The organism is Amphritea sp. GJ51-11 (assembly GCF_055808735.1).
The window spans coordinates 2,751,536-2,774,070 of sequence record NZ_CM147881.1 but is presented as its reverse complement, the minus strand read 5'-3'; the positions used below and the strand labels follow the sequence as shown (position 1 = coordinate 2,774,070).

Below are 22,535 nucleotides of genomic sequence, written 5' to 3'. Positions count from 1 at the left end.
ATGTGAGGTAGTTAGTTTTCCAAAGAGGCAATAAAAAATAGTGGAAGAATCACAGTCAGATTGGGTATTTGGCACTAGCCGAGAGCAGTTTGTTGATCCTTTGCTGGATGCATTGGTTCTCTTGAGTAAATACTACGGGACGCCTGCATCAGAAGACTCTCTGAGTAGTGGGCTACCGCTCGTTGATAACCGATTAACTTTGGAGTTATTTCCCCGTGCAGCGGAACGTGCGGGGTTGTCAGCTCGGTTAGCAGACCAATCGTTGTCAGAGATACATGAGTTACTGCTGCCCTGTGTATTGTTATTACAGAATCATAACAGCTGCATCTTAATGTCTATCGATCAAGATGCGGGCACGGCGCGGATTTTACAATCAGAGAGCGGTGATGGTGAGGTTGAACTGTCGCTTGAAGCGCTGCAAGAAATCTATTCCGGCCACCTTTTTTATATACGTAAAAAATATCGTTTTGATCAGCGTAGTCCAGATGTATTAGATACACAGGAAGGACACTGGTTTTGGGCGACATTTCGCAGTGCTGCACCGATCTATCGTGATGTCATGATCGCTTCGTTGTTGATTAACTTATTTGCCATTGCTTCACCTTTATTTGTCATGAATGTGTACGACAGGATTGTACCGAACCTTGCGTTTGACTCACTCTGGGTTTTAGCTATTGGTGTGGCTATCGTGTTTGTTTTTGATCTCATTTTGAAACATCTGCGATCCTATTTTATTGATGTCGCAGGTAAAAAACTCGATCTACAGTTGTCAGCCAAAATATTTGCCAGAGTGATGGGCATCCGTTTGGAAGCACGACCTTTATCCGTCGGTGCCTTTGCAAACAATTTGCAATCGTTTGAAATGATTCGTGAATTCATTACCTCGGCAACTCTAGGGGCACTAATTGATCTACCGTTTGCGCTGTTGTTCCTCTTGGTGATATGGGCCGTCGGTGGACCTTTGGTGCTTGTGCCACTGGTGGTGATGATCATCTTAATCGGCTATAGCCTATATATTCAAAAACCATTAGCGAAGCAGATAGAGTTAACGTCAAAAATTGCATCGCAGAAACAGGCCACGCTGGTTGAAGGTTTAACCGGCATAGAGGCTGTTAAAATCAATGGTGCCCAAAGTCAGTATCAAGTTGTTTGGGAACAGGCTGTTAGTAAAATGGGACAGCACGATATTCAAACTCGTAAATTGGCTAATGGTGCATCTACTTTATCCGGCTTTCTGCAACAGATGATGACCGTGGGAACGGTTGTTATGGGGGTCTACTTAGTTGCTGCGGGTGATTTGAGTATGGGGGGGATTATTGCTGCTGTGATGCTCGGAGGACGTGCTGTTCAGCCGTTGGCACAACTGTCTTTATTGGCGACGCGCTATAATCAAGCCAAGGCTTCCATGAGCCTGATTAATCAGGTGATGGAGATGCCTGTCGAAGAGGAAGAGGGTAAAAGTTATGTGAGTCGCCCTACGCTAAAAGGAAAAATAGAGTTTGATAAAGTTTGTTTTTCCTACCCAGGGCAGCAAAATTACGCCCTGCATGAAGTTAGTTTTACGATTCAACCGGGAGAGCGTGTCGCTTTAATTGGCGGCATTGGTGCTGGTAAAAGTTCATTAGAGAAGTTGATTCTCGGATTATATCAATGCACTAAGGGTGATGTACGTATTGATGGTGTCAATATTGGCCAGTTACACCCGGCAGATCTGCGGCGTAATATTGGTGCGATTATGCAGGAAAACCATCTGTTCTTTGGCAGTATTAGGGACAATATTGTGATGGGAGCCCCTTTTACCAGTGATGAGAACCTGTTACGCGCTGCGCAGTGGGGCGGCGTAACGGCTTTCACTGATCAAGACCCAGAGGGTTTGGAGCGCCAAGTGGGGGAAGGTGGTCGGCAGTTGTCAGGTGGCCAACGTCAATCCGTCGCTGCGGCAAGGGCAATTGTTATGGATCCGCCTATTATGCTTCTGGATGAACCGAGCAGTCATCTTGATCGTAAATCAGAAGTTAGGCTGATGAATCAACTTAAAGCATTGGATCGAAGTAAAACGGTGATTCTGAGTACCCATAAATCAAGTTTGTTAGATGTTGTCGATCGTATTATCGTGCTTGAAAATGGTCGTTTGATTGCAGACGGACCTAAAGCTGAAGTGGTCAATTGGTTGCGTGAAGGGGTCAATCAACAAAAGGCCAAACAAGGGGCGAAATCCTGATGGGTGATTTCAAAACCGATAACGCACCGGCAGCTGTCGAAAAAGAACCGTCAAAGGTAAAACGCGCTCTTGGGCTGATGACTCAATCGAAACAGGATAAACATGCGGTCGATGATGGCTTGCATGATTTTATTGATAATGCGGCAGCCAGTGTATTGCTTGATACGCCACGAAGTTCCCAGATTTTGCTATGGGGTGTTGTTTGTTTTGTCTTTGTGGCGATTACTTGGGCTTATTTTGCTGAGTTAGATGAAATTACCCGAGGCGAAGGCAGTGTAATTCCATCGCAACAGATACAGGTTGTGCAATATCTGGAAGGCGGCATACTCAAAGAGTTATATGTTAAAGAGGGCGATAAGGTTGAAGCTGGAGAGCCTTTACTCCGGTTAGATGAAACACGGTTTTTATCGGACTTTAGAGGCCAGGCACAGGAGAAAGCCTATCTTGAGGTTTCGATTGCTCGGCATCGGGCTGAACTCGAAAGCATTATTATCAATGATGTAGAGCCTAAGAGTGGCTGGAAGGAGCAGGTAAAGATTGACCCGCAGCCTATTGCACTCGATGCTGACTGGCAGGCAAAGAACCCCGATTTACTCGACCGAGAGCAATCCCAGTTGAGTGAATATCTGAGAAACCTAAATAATCAGCTAGATATTATTGGCCGTCAGATTGAGCAGGGTGATCAGGAAGCAAAAGAGCTGGAGTCTAAAATTAGCCATCTTTACCGTTCTTATAAACTTGGCCTGCGTGAACTGGATATGACTAAACCGTTAGCAGATGATGGCGTGATTCCAGAAATTGAGCTAATTAAGTTACAACGGGAGCTCAATCGCTATAAGCAGGATCTTGAAGGGGCGAAGCTGCTGTTGCCGAAAGTCCGGCTAAGTATCGAGGAATCGGTTGCGAAACGTCGGGAAATCGCGTTAAATGCCCGAAGTGAAAGTCAGCAAAAGTTGAACGAAAGTCTGGCTCAGTTGAAACAAAAAACTGAAGCGCAGGTTAACTTACGTGATCGGGTTGATCGAACCACCGTTGTATCACCAGTACATGGGACGATTAAAACCATCTCTGTTAATACGATCGGCGGTGTTATACAGCCGGGTATGGATTTGATTGAGATTGTACCGACAGAAGATCATTTGCTCATCGAAGCGAAGATTTCACCTAAGGATATTGCTTTTCTGCGACCTGGGTTAAATGCGGTAGTTCGGCTTACAGCGTATGATTTCTCCATCTATGGTGGATTGAAGGGTACACTAGAGCATATTAGTGCGGATACGATTGAAGATGAAAAGGGTAATCTTTATTACTTGATTCGTGTACGTACAGAGAATACAGATCTTGGGCGGGGGGTTACATCTCTACCCATTATACCTGGCATGACAGCGACAGTTGATATCATGACAGGTAAGAAAAGTGTACTTGATTATCTGCTTAAGCCTATATTTAAGGCACAGCAGCAAGCATTAAGAGAACGATAACGTTTAAATGGACTTTATCCGGGGGGAACGGTTCAATGGGTCATAAAAATAAATTGAGTGCTGGCGCACTGGCACTAATGATGTGGTCGGGTACCGTCTCGTCACAAACATTGGTGGAAGCAACGTCTTTTGCCATTGGAAACTCACCTGATGTGGCAATTGTCAAAAATCAGTATCTGAGTCGTGTCGAGCAGGTTGGCGCATCCAAAGCGGGTTATAAGCCAAAAGTGGATGTGGCATTTGGTTGGGGTGGAGAGTGGACCAATAGCCCAACAACGCGTGCAGCGACTGGCAGTTCTAACTATGTTGATCTCGAACGTGGTGAAGCATCGCTGACCGTGAGTCAGTTATTGTACGATGGCCGACGCACTCGAAATGATAATGATCGGACGACTGCTGAAGCTGAAGCGCATCGCTACCAACTTTGGAATGTGGCAGAAAATACCACCCTTGAAGTGGCCGATGCATACATGTCGGTGATTCATGCGCAAGAAGAGTCCGTATTGGCGGCGGCTAACCTCGAAGCTCATATCGAAATTCTGAATGGTATTCGTAAGCGTTCAGAGCATGGTCTGGGGTCAGCGTCAGATCTTTCTCAGGTTAAAGGTCGACTGAGTCGTGCCCATACTAATTATCTGGCAACTGATAATAATGTGCTTGATGCGAAAGCCCGCTATTACAAAATTGTTGGTCAGGAAGCCGTTGGTTTGGTTAAGCCTGAAGCGGTGGATGAGCATATGCCGGTTGCTTATGAGCAGGCTTTAGAGCGAGCTGGTCGGATTCACCCAACGTTATTGTCGGCTCAGTTAGATGTGGATGCCGCAGTTGCGCAGTTGAAAACCCGTGATTCTGATTTCCATCCTGATGTGCGTTTAGAGCTTGGCGGAACATGGAATAATAATCTAGATGGTACCGAGGGTTATAATAATGACCTTACGGCCATGATTCGGATGCGTTATAACCTATTCAATGGTAATGGCGACGCTTATCGTAAGAAAGCGGCTTACTATCAATTGATGGAAGCGAGTGCTATTCGTGATCGTGCACAACGTGAAGTCGCTGAGGGTATGAGTCTGTCATGGAATGCCTATCAGTTGCTGGAACGTCAGATGGAGTTTCTTGAAGCGCATGTGATCGAATCTGAGAAAACGTTAGACGCTTATCAGCAGCAGTTTAGTTTGGGTCGTCGTACATTGGTCGATTTGCTTGATGCCGAAAATGAGCTCTTTGAAGCGCGTCGTGAACTGCTTAAAGCAGATAAAGATCGTGTCTTGACTCAATTCCGGGTACTTAATGCGATGGGTGAGCTGTTAACAGTTCTTAATCTTGATCGGGAGTCGGTACTGACCGTAGCTGATCAGGCTGAAGTTTCCGCCCAGCGTGACTAAACATCTTTAATCTCTGTGACTTAGTGGTAGCCTGCCCGGGGTGCCACTGATTTGCAGGCTGATTCTTCTATTACAATCCGCTATAATCCCCGCCTTTTTTAACAGCCTGAATGTGTATATGAGCGAAGAACTGGCAAAACAACAGAAAACTCGACTGAATAAATTGCAGAAACGTCTGCGTCGAGAAACTGGCCGCGCGATCGAAGACTTTAATATGATCGAAGATGGCGACAAAATAATGGTGTGCTTATCCGGTGGCAAAGATTCATTTGCTATGTTGGATATTCTGATGAATTTACAGAAGAGTGCGCCAATCCGTTTTGATATCATTGCCGTCAATTTAGACCAAAAGCAGCCAGGCTTTCCTGAGCATGTCTTGCCTGAGTACTTAGCTAAAATTGATGTACCGTTTCACATTATTGAAAGAGACACTTATTCGGTTGTGAAAGAGTTGGTGCCGGAGGGCAAAACGACCTGTTCGCTCTGCTCTCGTTTACGACGTGGTACCTTGTATGGTTTTGCTGAAGAGATCGGTGCCAATAAGATTGCACTAGGGCATCACCGTGATGATATCCTTGAAACCTTTTTCTTGAATATGTTTTATGGTGGCAAGCTTAAATCGATGCCTCCTAAGCTCGTGAGTGACGATGGCAAAAACATGGTGATCCGACCGCTAGCCTATGCACGGGAAAAAGATATTGCTGCCTATGCGGAGTTGCGGGCGTTTCCGATAATCCCTTGTAACCTGTGTGGATCGCAGGATGGATTACAGCGTCAGGTTGTTAAAGAGATGCTGCAGGATTGGGATAAGCATCATCCTGGCCGTATTGAAATTATGTTCCGCTCGTTACGCAACGTCGTACCCTCTCATTTGGCCGATACTGAGCTATTTGACTTTAAAGGATTGCAACGGGGTTATTCCCAAGGTGTTGTCGAGCCTAGCGGGTCGGCTCGTTCGAATTCGGGGCCACTCCCTGAAATGATAGATATCCTTTCACTCTGATTAGCTGGAGTCTACGTTATGAATATCTGGGTTGATGCTGATGCCTGTCCTAACGTGGTTAAAGAGATTCTTTTTCGGGCTGCGCAGCGCACCAAAGTAAATACGGTACTGGTTGCTAATCAGTTTTTGCAGACACCGCCATCCGCTTTTATTAGTGCGGTGCAGGTGCCTGCTGGCTTTGATGTGGCGGATAACTATATCGTGCAGAAGAGCGCTGTTGGGGATTTAGTGATTACTGCGGATATTCCGCTGGCATCTGAGGTGCTTGAAAAGGGGGCTCATGCGCTCAATCCCAGAGGAGAGTTTTATACCCCTGAAAATATTCGGCAACGACTGAATATGCGCGATTTTATGGATCAGTTGCGGGGTTCTGGTATTGATACTGGTGGTCCTGCCAAGCTGAATCAGCAGGATCGACAACAGTTTGCCAATCAATTAGATCGTTTTTTAGTCAAACACCTTTCTGCTTAATGCCATCAATTTAGTCTACTAAATAAGGGTAAACCTTTATTTTTGGATTGTTTTGCTTTAGTTTTTCAATAATTAAAAATAACAATTGAGGTTTCTATGAGCGATGCACTATTGATGCGTGAGGATAATGATGGCATTTGTAAGCTAACATTAAGCCGTCCCGATGCTTACAACTCCCTATCAATGGAGCTGATGCAAGCGCTGATCGCTGCGTTTGATGCCATTGCTGATGATCACAGTGTTCGGGTGGTTGTGTTAAGCGGCAGTGGTCGAGGTTTTTGTTCTGGCCATGATCTAAAGCAGATGCTGGGTGAAGGTGCAGAGGATTACTATCAATGCACTTTTGATACCTGTTCAGAGCTTATGCAGCGAGTTGTTAACTTACCGATCCCCGTGATTGCGCAGGTACATGGTGTTGCAACGGCAGCAGGGTGTCAGTTAGTGGCGAGCTGTGATCTGGCGGTTGTTGCCGCATCGTCACGTTTTGCTACCCCCGGCGTGAATATTGGTCTTTTTTGTTCCACGCCAATGGTTGCCCTGAGTAGGTCTGTGAGTAAAAAACATGCGATGGAGATGTTGTTGCTTGGCGATATGATCAGTGCCGAGAAAGCGGCAGAGATTGGTTTGGTCAACTGGGTCGTAGACGATGATTTGGTCGCACAAAAAGCCTTAGAGGTAGCGGGCAAAATTGCTGCTAGCTCGCGTAAAGCGATTTCGATTGGTAAACAAGCCTATGTCCGTCAGATTGATAAACCGCTTAATGAGGCTTATGCGGAGTGCAGTCGGGTGATGACTGAAAATATGCTCACCCATGATGCAGGCGAAGGTATTGATGCCTTTATTCAGAAGCGAAAACCGCTTTGGCAGCATCGTTAAAATAGCATCAAGCCCTTAAAGCCGCAGCCTTGGCTGCGGCTTTTTGCTGCTCCGCTGATGAAGCGATAGACAGGGCCTGCGAGTAGGGTAATATTCGTCTATTGCAAAGGCGAGTCGTATTCGATGGTTAAGGCCGCGATGCTAGAGAATTAAGGATATAAAATGATGAATCGTCGAGCAGTGATGAAAGCGATGATCAGTTGTGGGGCATTGGTTAGTGTTGGCGGGTTACTGCCTCGACAGGTTATGGCTGGATGGAATGCAGCCGCATTTTCGGCAGCGACTCAGGAGGATGCGATACAGATGATGTTTGCGGCAGAGCCTGTGGTTAGTGATGATATCCATCTGCAAGTGCCCCGTGTTGCTGTTGACGGCTCAGTGGTACCGGTATCCGTTACCGTGTCGTTGGCAAATGTTGAGTCTATTAGTTTATTTCTTGAGGGCAGCCCCAACCCTTTGGTTGCTGAGTTTATGCTCCCGGAGGGGACTCAGGCAGAGGTGCTCACTCGTATTCGTATGGCAAAAACTACGGTGGTTACCGCCGTGGTTAAAGCGGATGGTCAACTGCTTAGTGCATCTCAGGAGGTTGAGGTTAAATCGATAGCTAAGCTGGCCCCTTTGCCTACAGAAGCTAATATGACGGATATTATGGCCGTTAGGGCTAAGATGAAAGGGGAAGCGACTCAGGTTAAATTGGCGATAAATCACCCAATGCAGGATGGCTTGAGTTCAGATGAGGCGACTGGTGAGTTGACTTCAGCAGCGTTCCTTCAGGAGATAACAGTACTGCATGGTGAAAAAACAGTTTTCGAGGCCAATCTCGGAATCAATATCGCCGCAAACCCTTTTATTGGGTTTAGCTTTATCGGGGCAGTGAGCGATGATGAGTTGATCATTAACTGGGTTGAAAATACCGGTAAAACGGGTAGCCAAACGGCTGTTATTAAATAATTGGATCTATTTTGCGACCTGCGTTATAAGCGGTACTACTCAGTCTTGCCATCCGTTAGAATAAGCGCAGCCAAACATAGGAGAACATTGTGAATCGAGTCGCTGCATTAACCTTTCTTAGCCTGTTTACACTGGCGGGTTGTAACGCTGCTAATGTGCAGCCAGACAATGCGTCAATGGCTGAGTCACCGGTTGCCCCAGCAGCTGTTGCGGTGGACCAGGGGGCGCAGTTTGATCAACTTAATAGCCGTATTACCCTGTTGCAGGAACAGTTTCTCGAACTTAAAGTGCAAAATAGTGCGGTTGCTGAGCGGGTGCAATTGTTGTTGACTCAATTTCAAGTACTAGCGCAAGAGGTGAAGCGATCCTCCGGTGCAACTCCCGCTGCCGCGCCTCCTAATAATGAAATGCAAGAGATGATGGCGCGCTTAGACCAGCAACTGATTGAGCTGCAACAACTAGCACCGGAACTTGGCGGAGGTGATCCCTTTAAATTGGCTAGTTGCTATACCGCTAAAGGTCAGTGGGTGATGATCCGTTATAATCGTTTTTCTGGTGAGAGTTGGATTTCCGCAGCGAATAGCTGGCAGCCTTTGGAAGAGGCAGACGCTCCTGCGATTTCGTCCTACGATGTTCAGTTGTTACGTGCTAACGGTGATGTAAAAGGCTATGTAGCAGCCCGTATCGATCACAATACTGGTGAAAGTTGGTGGCTGAATCAAACTACCTGGGTTAAGTATCAGCCATAAACGCGACCGACCTTATATGAACCCACGCACACCTGACAGTTTGATTCATCTATTCAACGGGCTTTTTAGTGACAGCTTGAATACCGTGTTAGAGCGGGGCGATGATGAACCTATCTATCTGCCTGCCGATGATCAAAACCCTCATCATCGCATCATTTTTGCCCATGGTTTTTTTGCCAGTGCATTACACGAGATTAGCCATTGGTGTGTCGCTGGAGAGCAGCGCCGCTTATTGGTTGATTTTGGCTATTGGTATAAACCGGATGGCCGAACGGCTGCAGAGCAGGCTGAATTTGAAAAAGTCGAGGTTAAGCCGCAAGCATTGGAATGGCTGTTGTCAGAAGCCGCAGGGCATAAATTTCACTTCAGCGCGGATAACCTTGGGGCCAATATGGGCGCAAGCGACACCTTTAAAAGCGCCGTTCAGCAGCAGGTTATAAATTATCTTGTTAGCGGGCTTCCCTCGCGTGCAGCGAAGTTGCTTGCTGCTTTGCAGCAGTATTACGGCACTGAACCTCTATGCGCAGAGAGATTCTCGCTGCAAAGTAAGTAAAGCGACTTGTCGGATATATTAATGGGGGTATGTTGTCACTATCATTGCGACAGCATACCGCTATGCGCTATCTAGATAAAGTTGAGATCGGGCGCAGTACTCCAAATCGTTTTGCTCAATTTTCCAATTCGTAATCCTCTTTTAATATCCTCGCTGTAACCTGCTTGCAACGATCTGGCTGTGTTGTGTGCTGCTCTTTGTAAAGTAGTGTGTATGTGCTTCTATACAGCTAGGGGAGGGTTTTCTCGTCCCTTGCTGTCGAACATCAGCGAAGTGTCAGTGTGTTTGACCATGATACACACAGTAAAGGTGCGGCGATTACTCTGATAGATCTGTTTTTGCAAATATTATGTAACCATTTTGTGTAAATCTCGATAAAAGTTGGTCAAAAATTGTACTGAAATGACGTTTTTGTAAAAAAAAATTAATATTTTTTTTGTGAATTTATAGTGCTGGAGGCTGCAGAATTTTGGAAGTTTTTAATGGATTTTTTATCTTTCCGTCATCAGTTTTTATTTGCTGTAGCCCGTGAATTATCAGGGTTTGAGTCGTTTTCGCTGTTTTTTTTGAAGCTGTTAACCTGTGCCTTCAGTGGCATTGGTTGTGATTTTAACCCTACTTTTTTGGCTGTTATTGCTAGTTGATATTTAATATTTATTTATTTAGTATTCATTTCAAGGATTGTTGTTGTTTGAAAGGGAAACTCATATGTTAGCAAAACCTCTTTTTATTGCCTGTCTTTCCGCTTCAGTTATTTTGTCTTCAGGGTGTTCTTCGAATACGCCAAACTATTTGGTCGGACCTGAAGGTAGTATTCAAGAAAGCCTCATTTCACCTAGTTTAAACAAAGCAGAATTGATCGTTTATCGGACGGATAAGGATGCTGATAATTTTATTGATAGTTCGGTCTTAATAACCCATGACGATCGTGTTGTTGGTGGGCTTATGCCGGGTCAATACTTGGTTAGTAATATTTGTTTTGGTGAAAACGAAGTCACACTAAAAACTGTTAAAGATATTAAACAGAGTCTAATTTTTCAGTCAGTCCCTGGTCAAAATGAATTTATAAAAATAGTTTCAGCTTCTAAAGGTGCGATACAGTTTGAACGAGTTAGCGAAGATGTTGCGAAAGATGAATTATCTGATCTAGAGCATCGATCTTTTTTAACTAACCGAAATTATCCTCGCTGTTCTCCAGAAAAAGAAATCGTCCTTAAAGAGATAGATTTAAATGCAGATGCTCTTTTTGAGTTTGATGGTGCAATGCTGGTTGATTTGATCGCTAAAGATCGATTGGATGATTTGGTTAAAGAAGTTAGCTCTTTTGATCTCAAGTCAAATCGCGTGGTTATTGTTGGCCATGCCGACCGGTTGGGGGGATGCTTACAATCAAGCTTTATCGGAAGCGCGTGCGCAAACGATCGCCTCTTATTTAACTAGTCATGGCATACAGGGTGATATTCAAGCTGTTGGGTTTGGCAGTGCTGAACCTGTCACAACAGATTGCCCTGATTCACTTACCCGTCCAGCGCTTATTCAATGCTTGCAACCAGACCGTCGAGTCAGTGTTCAGCTGAGAGGGCACTACGAGTCTTTGTCTGAGTAATCAAATTAAGTTTAAGAAGCCTTAATCAAATAAATTATTTTGTAGGTTCATTATGACAACCACTTTTCAAGTCATTGTTCAGAATTCTGAAGGGGTTTTAGACTCTAAGGTTGCGGGTTTAAATGAGAGTCTTGTTAATATAAATGCCCAAGCCGATACGGTTATTGAACTTCGTCAGCTAGATTTTAATGTCGCTCCACAGCAGGTTCTTTTTAAAAGAAATAATGCTGATTTAGAAGTTAGACTAAGTGATTCTGCAGCAGATGCAGCCCCTGATTTAGTTATTTCTGATTATTATGATCTTGAAAATCCACCTGCATTAGTTGGTTTGGCTGAAGACGGTTCTTATTATAATTTTGTACCTCAAACTGGTTTGGAAAGTGACCTTTTATGGGAGCTTAAAGACGGCGAAGAGAGCTATCAAAGCCTCGGCTATGATTCGGTCAATTTTTTGTTTCCGTGGTTGCCGGTTGTTTTGGGAGGGCTTGTATTAGGTGCAGCACTCGCTGGCGGCTCGGATGGTTCGGATGCTGCGCCAGTGGATAATACTGGGCCAAATGTTACCGTTGATTCCATCCTTAGTAATGATAATACACCGGCTTTAACCGGCACTGTTGATGACCATGATGCAGAGATCACGGTTATTGTTGATGGTGCTGAATATAATGCTGTTAATAATGGTGATGGTACTTGGCAATTAGCTGATGATGAACTTGCTGAACTACCTGAAGGCGAAACGCCCGTTATCGTCGTTGCAACAGACCCCGCAGGTAATGAGAGCCAAACCGATGGCTTAATTACCATCGATACAATTCCTCCTGAAGCGCCAATTATTGACCCGAGCAACGGTGAAGAACTGACGGGTACTGCCGAAGCGGGTAGTACGGTCAATCTCGACATTGATGAAGATGGTCAAACCGATTTAACAACTACAGCCGATGAGAATGGTGATTGGAGTGTGACGCCGATAACACCGATTGCGGATGGTGTTGAGGTGAGTGCCACCGCGACCGATGAGGCGGGTAATACTAGTGGCCCAAGTGCTGTGATTATCGATGCGGCTCCTCCGAGTAATGGTGATGGTGTTAACAGTATTGCTTTTGATGATGCTCTGATTAATGCCGTTGAAGCACTGGCTGTAACACTGAGTGGTCAAATTGAAAACGGTGGTGTGGTTGGTAACGTCACTTTAAGTGATGGGACAAGCACACTGTTAGTTGATAGTGCGGATGTGAGCGTTGATGCTAATGGTGTGCTGACGATCAGCGGTCAAGATATTAGTGGTCTTAGTGATGGCGAAATTATCGTCACCATGGAGGTCACCGATGCTGTTGGTAATAGCGGGAACCTAACTAACACCAGTGTGCTTGATGCGACGGCACCAGCGGCGCCAATTATTGACCCAAGTGCGGGCTTTGAACTTAGCGGTACTGCAGAAGCGGGTAGTACGGTTAATATCGACATTGATGGCGACGGGCAAACTGATTTGGCCACCCAGGCCGATACTGATGGTGATTGGAGTGTTACTCCGTCTACACCGATTACCGATGGTGTTGAAGTGAGTGCTACAGCGACTGATGAAGCAGGTAATACTAGTGCGCCAGGCACAGAGATTATTGATGCGACCGCACCAGGTAATGGCGATGGCCTTAATAGTATTGCCTTTGATGATGACTTGATTAATGCGGCTGAAGCATTAGGCGTTACCTTGACGGGTAAGGTTGAAACGGGTGGTGTTATCGGCACTATTACCTTGACCGATGGTACCACTGACCTACAAGTTGATAGCGCCGATGTGAGCATTGATGCCAATGGTGTGGTTACGATCAGCGGTCAAAATATTAGTAGTTTGACCGATGGTAAAATTACGGTGTCGATGGTTGTGACCGATTCTGACGGAAATACGGGTAACTTAACCGCTACCAGTACCCTCGATGCAACAGCGCCAGCAGCGCCGATTATCGATCCGAGCAATGGTGAAGAACTGACAGGGACTGCAGAAGCGAATAGCACGGTCAATATCGATATTGATGAAGATGGCCAAACCGATCTGACCGCCAATGCGGATGCCAATGGTGACTGGAGTGCAACGCCGTCTACACCGATTGCCGATGGTGTTGAAGTGAGTGCCACCGCGACTGATGCGGCGGGTAATACCGGGGCTCCGGGTACTGAAGTTATCGATGCAACTGCGCCAACCAATGGCGATGGCCTTAATAGTATTGCCTTTGATGATGACTTGATTAATGCGGCTGAAGCATTGAGCGTCACCCTGAGTGGTCAGGTTGAAAGCGGCGGTGTAGTAGGTAACGTCACCTTAAGTGATGGGACCAGTACACTGTTAGTTGATAGTGCCGATGTGAGTGTAGATGCCAATGGTGTGTTGACCATCAGTGGTCAAGATATCAGTAGCCTGACAGATGGTGTTATCAGCGTCGATATGGAGGTTACTGACTTAGCCGGCAATACGGGTAACTTAAGCGCTACCAGTACCCTCGATGCAACAGCGCCAGCAGCGCCGATTATCGATCCGAGCAATGGTGAAGAACTGACGGGGACTGCAGAAGCTAATAGCACGGTCAATATCGATATTGATGAAGATGGCCAAACCGATCTGACCGCCAATGCGGATGCCAATGGTGACTGGAGTGCAACGCCGTCTACACCGATTGCCGATGGTGTTGAAGTGAGTGCCACCGCGACTGATGCGGCGGGTAATACCGGGGCTCCGGGTACTGAAGTTATCGATGCAACTGCGCCAACCAATGGCGATGGCCTTAATAGTATTGCCTTTGATGATGACTTGATTAATGCGGCTGAAGCATTGAGCGTCACCCTGAGTGGTCAGGTTGAAAGCGGCGGTGTGGTAGGTAACGTCACCTTAAGTGATGGGACCAGCACACTGTTAGTTGATAGTGCCGATGTGAGTGTGGATGCCAATGGTGTGTTGACCATCAGTGGTCAAGATATCAGTAGCCTGACCGATGGTGTTATCAGCGTCGATATGGAGGTTACTGACTTAGCCGGCAATACGGGTAACTTAACCGCTACCAGTACCCTCGATGCAACAGCGCCGGCAGCGCCGATTATCGATCCGAGCAATGGTGAAGAACTGACGGGGACTGCAGAAGCGAATAGCACGGTCAATATCGATATTGATGAAGATGGCCAAACCGATCTGACCGCCAATGCGGATGCCAATGGTGACTGGAGTGCAACGCCGGCGACACCGATTGCCGATGGTATTGAAGTGAGTGCCACCGCGACTGATGCGGCGGGTAATACCGGGGCTCCCGGTACTGAAGTTATCGATGCAACTGCGCCAACCAATGGCGATGGCCTTAATAGTATTGCCTTTGATGATGACTTGATTAATGCGGCTGAAGCATTGAGCGTCACCCTGAGTGGTCAGGTTGAAAGCGGCGGTGTGGTAGGTAACGTCACCTTAAGTGATGGGACCAGCACACTGTTAGTTGATAGCGCCGATGTGAGTGTGGATGCCAATGGTGTGTTGACCATCAGTGGTCAAGATATCAGTAGCCTGACCGATGGTGTTATCAGCGTCGATATGGAGGTTACTGACTTAGCCGGCAATACGGGTAGCTTAACCGCTACCAGTACCCTCGATGCAACAGCGCCAGCAGCGCCGATTATCGATCCGAGCAACGGTGAAGAACTGACAGGGACTGCAGAAGCGAATAGCACGGTCAATATCGATATTGATGAAGATGGCCAAACCGATCTGACCGCCAATGCGGATGCCAATGGTGACTGGAGTGCAACGCCGGCGACACCGATTGCAGATGGTGTTGAAGTGAGTGCCACCGCGACTGATGCGGCGGGTAATACCGGGGTTCCCGGTACTGAAGTTATCGATGCAACTGCGCCAACCAATGGCGATGGTGTTAACAGCATTACCTTTGATGATGACTTGATTAATGCGGCTGAAGCATTGAGCGTCACCCTGAGTGGTCAGGTTGAAAGCGGCGGTGTGGTAGGTAACGTCACCTTAAGTGATGGGACCAGCACACTGTTAGTTGGTAGTGCCGATGTGAGCGTCGATGCCAATGGTGTGTTGACCATCAGTGGTCAAGATATCAGTAGCCTGACCGATGGTGTTATCAGCGTCGATATGGAGGTTACTGACTTAGCCGGAAATACGGGTAACTTAACTGCTACCAGTACCCTCGATGCAACAGCGCCAGCAGCGCCGATTATCGATCCGAGCAATGGTGAAGAACTGACGGGGACTGCAGAAGCGAATAGCACGGTCAATATTGATATTGATGAAGATGGCCAAACCGATCTGACCGCCAATGCGGATGCCAATGGTGACTGGAGTGCAACGCCGTCGACACCGATTGCAGATGGTGTTGAAGTGAGTGCCACCGCGACTGATGCGGCGGGTAATACCGGGGCTCCGGGTACTGAAGTTATCGATGCAACTGCGCCAACCAATGGCGATGGTGTTAACAGCATTACCTTTGATGATGACTTGATTAATGCGGCTGAAGCATTGAGCGTCACCCTGAGTGGTCAGGTTGAAAGCGGCGGTGTGGTAGGTAACGTCACCTTAAGTGATGGGACCAGTACACTGTTAGTTGATAGTGCCGATGTGAGTGTCGATGCCAATGGTGTGTTGACCATCAGTGGTCAAGATATCAGTAGCCTGACAGACGGCGAAATTGTCGCGAAGATGGTCGTTACCGATGCGGTGGGGAATAGCGGAAATCTGACGAGTACCAGTACCTTAGATGCCACTGCCCCGGTCATCGTTGATCAGATAAAATTGGTTGATGAGTCTGCACTTAACAGCGCTGTTAATGGCCAACTGGTTATCAATGAACCTTTAGATTCCGTTTCCGTCAGCCTGACTGGCGATGCTGTCACATCAGGCGGCGACCCGGTTATTTGGGTATTGAGCGTTGATCAAGCCACAGGTCAGAATATCTATACCGGTTCGACAGCAACGGATGTTGTCGCAACCCTCGAAGTAAATCCTGATGGCAGCTATCAGTTTAATCTGCAGCAGCCTTTAGATCATGCTCGGTTAGGCAGTGACTCGTCAGCATTAGAGTTTGCTATTCAGGCTGTCGATCAAGCCGGTAATAGTAGTTCTGATGGTCGTATCATTATTGAAGTACTGGATGATGTACCCGTTGCTAAAGCCTATACACAGCTAACGGTTACAGATGTTGATACACCGGTTTCTGGCAGTGTAGTGCAGGAAATTAGTGTCGATGGCACGACCGTATCGAGTATTACCATTGACGGCTATACATTTGAGTACGACGCAGATACAAATAGCGTGAGTACTTATGGTGAATCAGACTTGGTACTGAACTTCAGTGCGAATGATTTTGATGCGGCTACGAATACATTGGTTATTAATACCATTAAAGGTGAAAGCATAACGGTTGATCTTGCAACGGGGGATTATAGCTATACCACAACGGGTGTGGCTGTTGTTGACCCTGAGGTTCAAGAGGCACCGACGGCGAGTCTTGGCGATAATAGTGCACTACTCGGACTCGTTGGGGCTGATGCGTTGAACCTCATCAATCTAAGTGATTCACAGGCTTTCTCGGTTAATGATAGTAATAATGATATTACGCAAGTGGTTATTCAAACCTCTGCGGTGTTAACCCTCGCCTTAGGTACAATCAGTTTTGAATATTCACAAGCACTTGCCGCTGATTTTGGCTTAGCTGTCACGACACAGGATATAGCTGTACTCAGTGTTGGTGGCGCGGCTTCGATTACGATTGAATCTCTGGATGGAGGGCCTATTGATAATCAGGTCATTAATGAATTTTTAGGAACAGTTTACCTCAATGAGCCAGCAGTCACTCTGGGGGCTGTTTCTTCATTTAGTATTGAGGTCACTGACTCTTTAAATAACACGGTGACAGAGTCGTCAAATGACTTAGTCGGCTTGAATGCGCTTAACGCTGCGTCAGCATCAACAACCCTGCTTGAAGGTGATAATACCAATAATACGATTGATGGTACCACCGAGTCAGATCGCCTATACGGTTATGATGGTGATGATACGCTTAATGGCGATCAAGGGGCCGATATCCTGAGAGGCGGCACCGGAGATGACATTTTAGACGGTGGCACTGGTAATGATATTCTTATCGGTGGTCAGGGAAGCGATACGCTAACCGGTGGCTCTGGTGCTGATGTTTTCCGCTGGGAAAAGGGTGATACCGGCAGTGCAGCTGATGCGTTTGCTGATGTGATAACCGATTTTGATAATAGCCCCGTAAGCTCCGGTGGTGATCTGTTGGATTTCACCGGTGTGCTTGATGGTGAAGGTAAGATTGGCACCTTTAACGCGGGTAACTTAGCCAATTACTTACACTTTGTTTATGACGGTTCGAATACCATTGTTTACCTGCACACAACAGGTGGCTTCCGGGATGGTTTTAATGAGCTTGATGCACAACAAAGTATTGTGATTCAGGGTGTTGACCTGGTTGGCAGCGCGACGACCGATCAAGAGGTTGTTGAGTCACTGCTAGCGCAAGGGACGCTCTTAGTTGATGATGTTGATGTTGATAGTGACCTGCTTGGCGGAACCACCACGGTTGATGTTGAGTTAGTCGATGGCGATGGGGATACCGATACCGCTCGCGTCGATTTTGAAAGTTCCAGTGCAACGCCTGAGCCCGATACGGTGGCTAACAATACTGCGCCTACCATTCAAGCAGATTCTAGTGCTGTGGGTGGTATCGCAGGTGTGAGTGCTCTGGGTGCACTGGACTTTAGCGGTCAGGATGTCACGGTATTTGATTTGGAGGGGAACTTACAAAGTGTTGAAGTTGACTATCAAGCCCCGATTAATATCAATTTAGCGCCACTGAACTTAGCGGTTTCAGACCGGTTAGCATCAGAGCTGGGGCTTAAGGTTGAGGTTGTCAATGACACGGGTGTATTAGGACTTCTAGGCACTTCATCGACATTAACGATAACCGCAATCGATGGTGGTGATATTGATAATCAAGCGATTAATGAACTGTTATCTACATTAAACATGTACGACGATCAGAGTCTACTCGCGGGTGCTCTGTCTTTAGATTTGCGAGCCGAGGTGCTTAATAATATCACTCTTACCGCCACCGATAGCTTGGGTGAAAGTAGTTCTGAATCGCTGGGTAACTTGGTTGATACTAATGTGGCTGAGGGGTTGCTGTTAGATAATGACGCTGCAGTGGTGGAAGGCACCGATAATCAAGACTTGCTTGATTATGCGACTGAGACCGACGATGTCCATATCTACGGCTATGGCGATAATGATGTCATTAATGGCGGGGCAGGTAGCGACCTCATACGTGGTGGTGCCGGTGACGATACTATCAATGCCGGTGCGGGTGATGATGTTATTATTGATGGTTCAGGGCTCGATGTAATCAATGCTGGTGACGGCGATGATGATATCTATCTAATCGGTAGCGGTTTTGACTCTATTGATGGTGGTGCCGGTATTGATACTCTAACGTTAGAGGGTAGTGTTAATCTTGATTTGAGTACTAATCGATCCATTACCAATATTGAGAAAATTGCTTTTGCCGAGGATGACACGGCCAATACTCTGACATTAACAGAGCAAGCAGTTAAAGATTTAACCGAAGTAGATGATGAGCTGATTATTGCGGGTAATAGCAGTGATACTGTTCAAATATTAGGTGGGTCTTTAGAAGGTAGTACTACTATTGATAATGTTGCGTATGCAGAATATTCACTGGGTACAACGACGCTTTATATAGATGATGATGTCAATGTTAGCGTATAAACGTTTATCTAATGTTGCGCTAATACTGTTTAGTGTTTATTTCGCGGCCCCTGTTTTTGCTGAACAAAATCAGGGGGAAGCGTCACTAACGGATCTGGTTAACCTTGGTCTCAGCTTAAACCCTCGAGTTCATGCGGCTATTGCTGAATTAGATAGCGCGGAAATGAATATTGAGGTTGAAGAGGGCGGCTATTGGCCCTCTGTCAGTGTTTCTGCTGGGCCAGTACAAGGTGTCAGTGGTGAGCTCGGCTATGATCTAGCACTTACTCAGATGTTATATGACTGGGGAGAGACTCAAAGCAACGTTGATGTGGCTTCTGCTCAAATGAAGCAGAAAATGTATTCATTACTGATGGTGCGTTCTGAAGTGTCTTTGGAAATTATCGAAGCGTCTCTCGATATATCCTTGGCAAAAAAGAAATTAACACTGGTTGATGATTATAACGATCGGCTAAAAAAGATTTTGAATCTCGCGGATAAGCGAATGCGGGGTAATTTTAGCGATCATGCGGAGTTAAGCCGGGTTAGACAGGCGATTAGTTATGCTGAGCAACAGCAAGCATTTTTGCTTGGTGAGTTGAAAGGCGCAGAGTGGCGCTATATTAATTTGCTCCACCGCCAGCCGGAAAACCTACCGTTACTAACGCAAATGGACGACCTTTTAACGCGAAAACTTATTGATGAAGTCGCTGTTAAGCAACTTATCAACAATTCGCCAAAATATATGAAGGCGAAAGAGGATCTGTTTATTGCCGAGGCGAATGTGCAAAAAGCACAAGCGGTTGAAAAACCAAACTTGGTGTTGCAGGCTCAAGCACAAAGAAGGGAGATCGATGGGGAGTTAACGGATGACTCCTCTGTCGCGGTTCGATTTCAAATGGATTTAGGGCAGGGATTTTCTAACTTCAAACGCACGGATATGCAGCGTATCCAAGTTGAAGCGGCTCAATGGAGTCTCGATTCTGTTGCCTTAGAGATGGAGCGTGATCTGTATTCAAATAAGGAAAGTGTAACGGCATTGCATCATCAGCAAAAAGCGATTGAGGATCAGTTACAGCAGACAAAAATTTTGATTAACACTTATCAATCTCAGTTTAATGCGGGTATTCGTACCATTGAAGAACTGCTGAATGCAGAAAGAGAAAATTACGAGTTAATCAATCAACTCGTTAATAATATTGTCGAAACTTACCGCTTGCCTTATCGGAGTGCATCAGCGTTAGGTATTCTTCCTCAACTTCTTATCGAGCAAGCTAAAACGGCTCTGAACTAATGGATAGAACAAAGGTAAACGAGCAGCGGGATTTGCCGGATGCTTCACGTCGTTTTAGATTTAAAAAAGTAAAACAGGATAAGTTAAGACAAGCTTTAGTTCGCTATAGTGCTTTGTTTGGTCGTAGCACGACCGAATCTGAATTAGCCGATGGCTTTCCGCTTGAAGAGGGGCGATTGCCCATCGAGCATATTAGCCGTGCGCTTAAGCGGGTCGGTTTGAGTGCTAAAGTCACGGCAATGGATCTGAATGACCTCAGCGAAATACATTTCCCTGTTATCTTAATCACTAATGATCATGCTGGTCTGATTCTGCTTGAGCTGAAACAAGCGATGGCAACGGTGTTAGAGAATGAGAGCGGCGGAAAAGTCGAACTCAGCCTTGATCAATTGCAAGCACAGTATAGCGGCGTTTTAATCATAGGGAAGCCTGAGTATGTCGCTGATAATCGGGCTGAAAATTTTGCTCAAGCGAAGGAAAAGCACTGGTTAAAAGATAGCTTAAAAGCCTGTTGGCCAATCTATTTAGAGGTGGGTGCCGCTTCGTTGGTGGCCAATTGCTTGACGGTGGCAACCTCTTTATTCGCATTACAAGTTTATGACCGCGTGGTGCCGAATGATGCATTTGATACGTTATTTGTTTTGGCATCAGGGGTCGTGCTGGCGATCGTGTTGGATTTTGTTTTACGCTTATTGCGAACACATCTGTTAGACATGACCGGTAAAAAGTTAGACCTTGAGTTGTCCTCTGCACTGTTTAATAGGGTATTGCAGATTCGTTTGTCCGCTAAACCTCGATCAACAGGAGCTTTTTCCAGCCAACTGCGAGAGTTTGAAAGCGTGCGTGAATTTTTTACCGCGTCGACGGCCAGTACCATCAGTGATTTCCCCTTTATATTTTTATTCCTATTACTGATTGGCTATTTAGGAGGCCCCATTGTTTGGGTGCCTTTAGTGGCTATCGTTTTGATGTTATTACCGAGTCTATTAATGCAGGGCAAATTAGCGGCATTGTCACGTGAAAATATTCGTGAAGGGGCGGTTAAATATGGACTAATGCTCGAGGTTATTGAGAACTTAGAGAGCGTGAAGGCAATTAAAGCCGAAGGAAGAAACCTACGGTTATGGGACAACTTATCCAACAAGCTGGCCAGCGATAATATTAAACTGAGACGATTATCCTCCTTTTTGAATCAAGGAGCATCGATGATTCAGCAACTCTGTTATGTTGCTGTCGTGGTGGTCGGTGTTTATTTAATCAGTAGTGGAGAGTTAACCATTGGTGGGCTTATCGCCTGTACGATGCTCGCTTCACGGACCATTGCGCCAGTGAACCAAATGACAGGCGTGTTAGTTCGTTGGCAACATGTCAAGGTTGCACTGGAAGGCCTGAATGACCTGATGAAAGCGCCCATTGAAAGGCCTTTGGGCCGTCAGTTTGCTCGCAAAGAAACTCTTCTGGGTGAATACCAGTTAGAGGGCGTTAAACTGCATTACAACCCTGATGCACCGCCGGCACTCAATATTGCTAAGTTAAACATTTCGGCGGGTAGCCGAGTCATTTTATTGGGTAGTAATGGCGCGGGTAAATCGACTCTTTTGCGAGTGTTGTCTGGGCTAGAAGATATTCAAGAAGGTACCTTTCTGCTTGACCATATTGCGATGTCTCAGTTGGACCCCGCCGATCGGCAGAAAAATATTGGTTATCTACCGCAAGATGTTGCCCTATTTCATGGTTCGCTCCGTGATAACTTATTGCTGAGCGGTAATATCTATGACGATGACGTTCTTTATGAAGTGCTTGATGCGATTGGTCTTGGCACGGCTGTGCGGGCTCATCCTCAGGGTTTAGACTTACCTATTTTAAGTAACCGCAGCTTATCCGGAGGGCAACGGCAAGCCGTTGGATTGGCGCGCCTTATCTTACAAGACCCGAAAATTGTTTTACTCGATGAGCCCACTGCCGCTTTTGATCAGTCGACGGAAGAGAGCGTTATCCGTTTTTTACAGACCTGGTTAAAAGGCAGAACATTAATTATGGCCACTCATAAACGAAAAATGCTGGCATTAGGTGATAGAGGCATTGTGTTAACTAACGGCAAAATCCACATGGATGGTGCATTTGAAGATTTAATGAAACAGCAGGCTGTTAATAAGGCGTCTTGA

Annotated in this window: 15 protein-coding genes; all 15 read left to right on the top strand. The window is 46.2% G+C overall.

Annotated elements, in window-relative coordinates; genetic code table 11:
• The first annotated feature begins 40 nt into the window (after positions 1–40).
• The 15 genes from AC0L4K_RS12505 to AC0L4K_RS12435 all read left to right on the top strand — a co-directional run bounded on the left by AC0L4K_RS12505 (position 41) and on the right by AC0L4K_RS12435 (position 22,535).
• Positions 41–2,221 (top strand): type I secretion system permease/ATPase, encoded by a 2,181-nt coding sequence (locus AC0L4K_RS12505; protein ID WP_417221824.1) that lies wholly within the window; start codon positions 41–43, stop codon positions 2,219–2,221.
• Positions 2,221–3,702: an HlyD family type I secretion periplasmic adaptor subunit gene (locus AC0L4K_RS12500; protein WP_473266430.1), complete on the top strand. Its 1,482-nt coding sequence runs from the start codon at positions 2,221–2,223 to the stop codon at positions 3,700–3,702. The genes AC0L4K_RS12505 and AC0L4K_RS12500 overlap by 1 nt, the downstream gene beginning before the upstream one ends.
• Before the next feature lie 35 nt (positions 3,703–3,737).
• The gene (locus tag AC0L4K_RS12495; RefSeq protein ID WP_417221828.1) at positions 3,738–5,090 is read left to right on the top strand and encodes a TolC family outer membrane protein; all 1,353 of its coding nucleotides are present in this window, start codon (positions 3,738–3,740) and stop codon (positions 5,088–5,090) included.
• Between the two features lie 118 nt (positions 5,091–5,208).
• Complete coding sequence (gene ttcA, locus AC0L4K_RS12490) at positions 5,209–6,093, top strand: tRNA 2-thiocytidine(32) synthetase TtcA (RefSeq protein ID WP_473266428.1); 885 nt, start codon at positions 5,209–5,211, stop codon at positions 6,091–6,093.
• A gap of 18 nt (positions 6,094–6,111) precedes the next feature.
• A complete protein-coding gene (locus AC0L4K_RS12485) occupies positions 6,112–6,564 on the top strand; it encodes a YaiI/YqxD family protein (protein ID WP_473266427.1) in 453 nt (150 codons plus the stop codon).
• Between the two features lie 96 nt (positions 6,565–6,660).
• Entirely contained in the window at positions 6,661–7,440 is a 780-nt protein-coding gene (locus AC0L4K_RS12480) for an enoyl-CoA hydratase (protein ID WP_473266425.1), read from the top strand.
• Positions 7,441–7,602: 162 nt separating this feature from the next.
• Positions 7,603–8,391 (top strand): thiosulfate oxidation carrier complex protein SoxZ, encoded by a 789-nt coding sequence (soxZ, locus tag AC0L4K_RS12475; RefSeq protein ID WP_473266423.1) that lies wholly within the window; start codon positions 7,603–7,605, stop codon positions 8,389–8,391.
• An 89-nt stretch (positions 8,392–8,480) separates the two neighbouring features.
• Complete coding sequence (locus AC0L4K_RS12470) at positions 8,481–9,140, top strand: hypothetical protein (protein ID WP_417221836.1); 660 nt, start codon at positions 8,481–8,483, stop codon at positions 9,138–9,140.
• 16 nt (positions 9,141–9,156) lie between these two features.
• Positions 9,157–9,693, top strand: a complete 537-nt coding sequence (locus AC0L4K_RS12465) for an elongation factor P hydroxylase (protein WP_473266421.1) — start codon at positions 9,157–9,159, stop codon at positions 9,691–9,693.
• A 482-nt stretch (positions 9,694–10,175) separates the two neighbouring features.
• The gene (locus AC0L4K_RS12460) at positions 10,176–10,337 is read left to right on the top strand and encodes a hypothetical protein (RefSeq protein WP_473266420.1); all 162 of its coding nucleotides are present in this window, start codon (positions 10,176–10,178) and stop codon (positions 10,335–10,337) included.
• A gap of 64 nt (positions 10,338–10,401) precedes the next feature.
• Positions 10,402–11,133, top strand: coding sequence for a hypothetical protein (locus AC0L4K_RS12455; RefSeq protein ID WP_473266418.1), 732 nt, complete (start codon positions 10,402–10,404; stop codon positions 11,131–11,133).
• Complete coding sequence (locus AC0L4K_RS12450) at positions 11,054–11,299, top strand: OmpA family protein (protein WP_473266417.1); 246 nt, start codon at positions 11,054–11,056, stop codon at positions 11,297–11,299. The genes AC0L4K_RS12455 and AC0L4K_RS12450 overlap by 80 nt, the downstream gene beginning before the upstream one ends.
• Positions 11,300–11,351: 52 nt before the next feature.
• Positions 11,352–19,097, top strand: a complete 7,746-nt coding sequence (locus tag AC0L4K_RS12445) for an Ig-like domain-containing protein (protein ID WP_473266415.1) — start codon at positions 11,352–11,354, stop codon at positions 19,095–19,097.
• Entirely contained in the window at positions 19,084–20,370 is a 1,287-nt protein-coding gene (locus tag AC0L4K_RS12440; protein ID WP_473266414.1) for a TolC family protein, read from the top strand. Before AC0L4K_RS12445 ends, AC0L4K_RS12440 begins: the two co-directional genes overlap by 14 nt.
• Positions 20,370–22,535, top strand: a complete 2,166-nt coding sequence (locus AC0L4K_RS12435; protein ID WP_473266412.1) for a type I secretion system permease/ATPase — start codon at positions 20,370–20,372, stop codon at positions 22,533–22,535. The genes AC0L4K_RS12440 and AC0L4K_RS12435 overlap by 1 nt, the downstream gene beginning before the upstream one ends.

Bases quoted from the DNA above. Each gene is read 5' to 3' on its own strand.
- AC0L4K_RS12450 (WP_473266417.1), top strand. From the start codon at position 11,054: ATGCCGACCGGTTGGGGGGATGCTTACAATCAAGCTTTATCGGAAGCG.
- ttcA (WP_473266428.1), top strand. From the start codon at position 5,209: ATGAGCGAAGAACTGGCAAAACAACAGAAAACTCGACTGAATAAATTG.
- AC0L4K_RS12480 (WP_473266425.1), top strand. From the start codon at position 6,661: ATGAGCGATGCACTATTGATGCGTGAGGATAATGATGGCATTTGTAAG.
- AC0L4K_RS12495 (WP_417221828.1), top strand. From the start codon at position 3,738: ATGGGTCATAAAAATAAATTGAGTGCTGGCGCACTGGCACTAATGATG.
- AC0L4K_RS12460 (WP_473266420.1), top strand. From the start codon at position 10,176: ATGGATTTTTTATCTTTCCGTCATCAGTTTTTATTTGCTGTAGCCCGT.
- AC0L4K_RS12455 (WP_473266418.1), top strand. From the start codon at position 10,402: ATGTTAGCAAAACCTCTTTTTATTGCCTGTCTTTCCGCTTCAGTTATT.
- AC0L4K_RS12445 (WP_473266415.1), top strand. From the start codon at position 11,352: ATGACAACCACTTTTCAAGTCATTGTTCAGAATTCTGAAGGGGTTTTA.
- soxZ (WP_473266423.1), top strand. From the start codon at position 7,603: ATGATGAATCGTCGAGCAGTGATGAAAGCGATGATCAGTTGTGGGGCA.
- AC0L4K_RS12500 (WP_473266430.1), top strand. From the start codon at position 2,221: ATGGGTGATTTCAAAACCGATAACGCACCGGCAGCTGTCGAAAAAGAA.
- AC0L4K_RS12485 (WP_473266427.1), top strand. From the start codon at position 6,112: ATGAATATCTGGGTTGATGCTGATGCCTGTCCTAACGTGGTTAAAGAG.
- AC0L4K_RS12465 (WP_473266421.1), top strand. From the start codon at position 9,157: ATGAACCCACGCACACCTGACAGTTTGATTCATCTATTCAACGGGCTT.
- AC0L4K_RS12440 (WP_473266414.1), top strand. From the start codon at position 19,084: ATGTTAGCGTATAAACGTTTATCTAATGTTGCGCTAATACTGTTTAGT.
- AC0L4K_RS12435 (WP_473266412.1), top strand. From the start codon at position 20,370: ATGGATAGAACAAAGGTAAACGAGCAGCGGGATTTGCCGGATGCTTCA.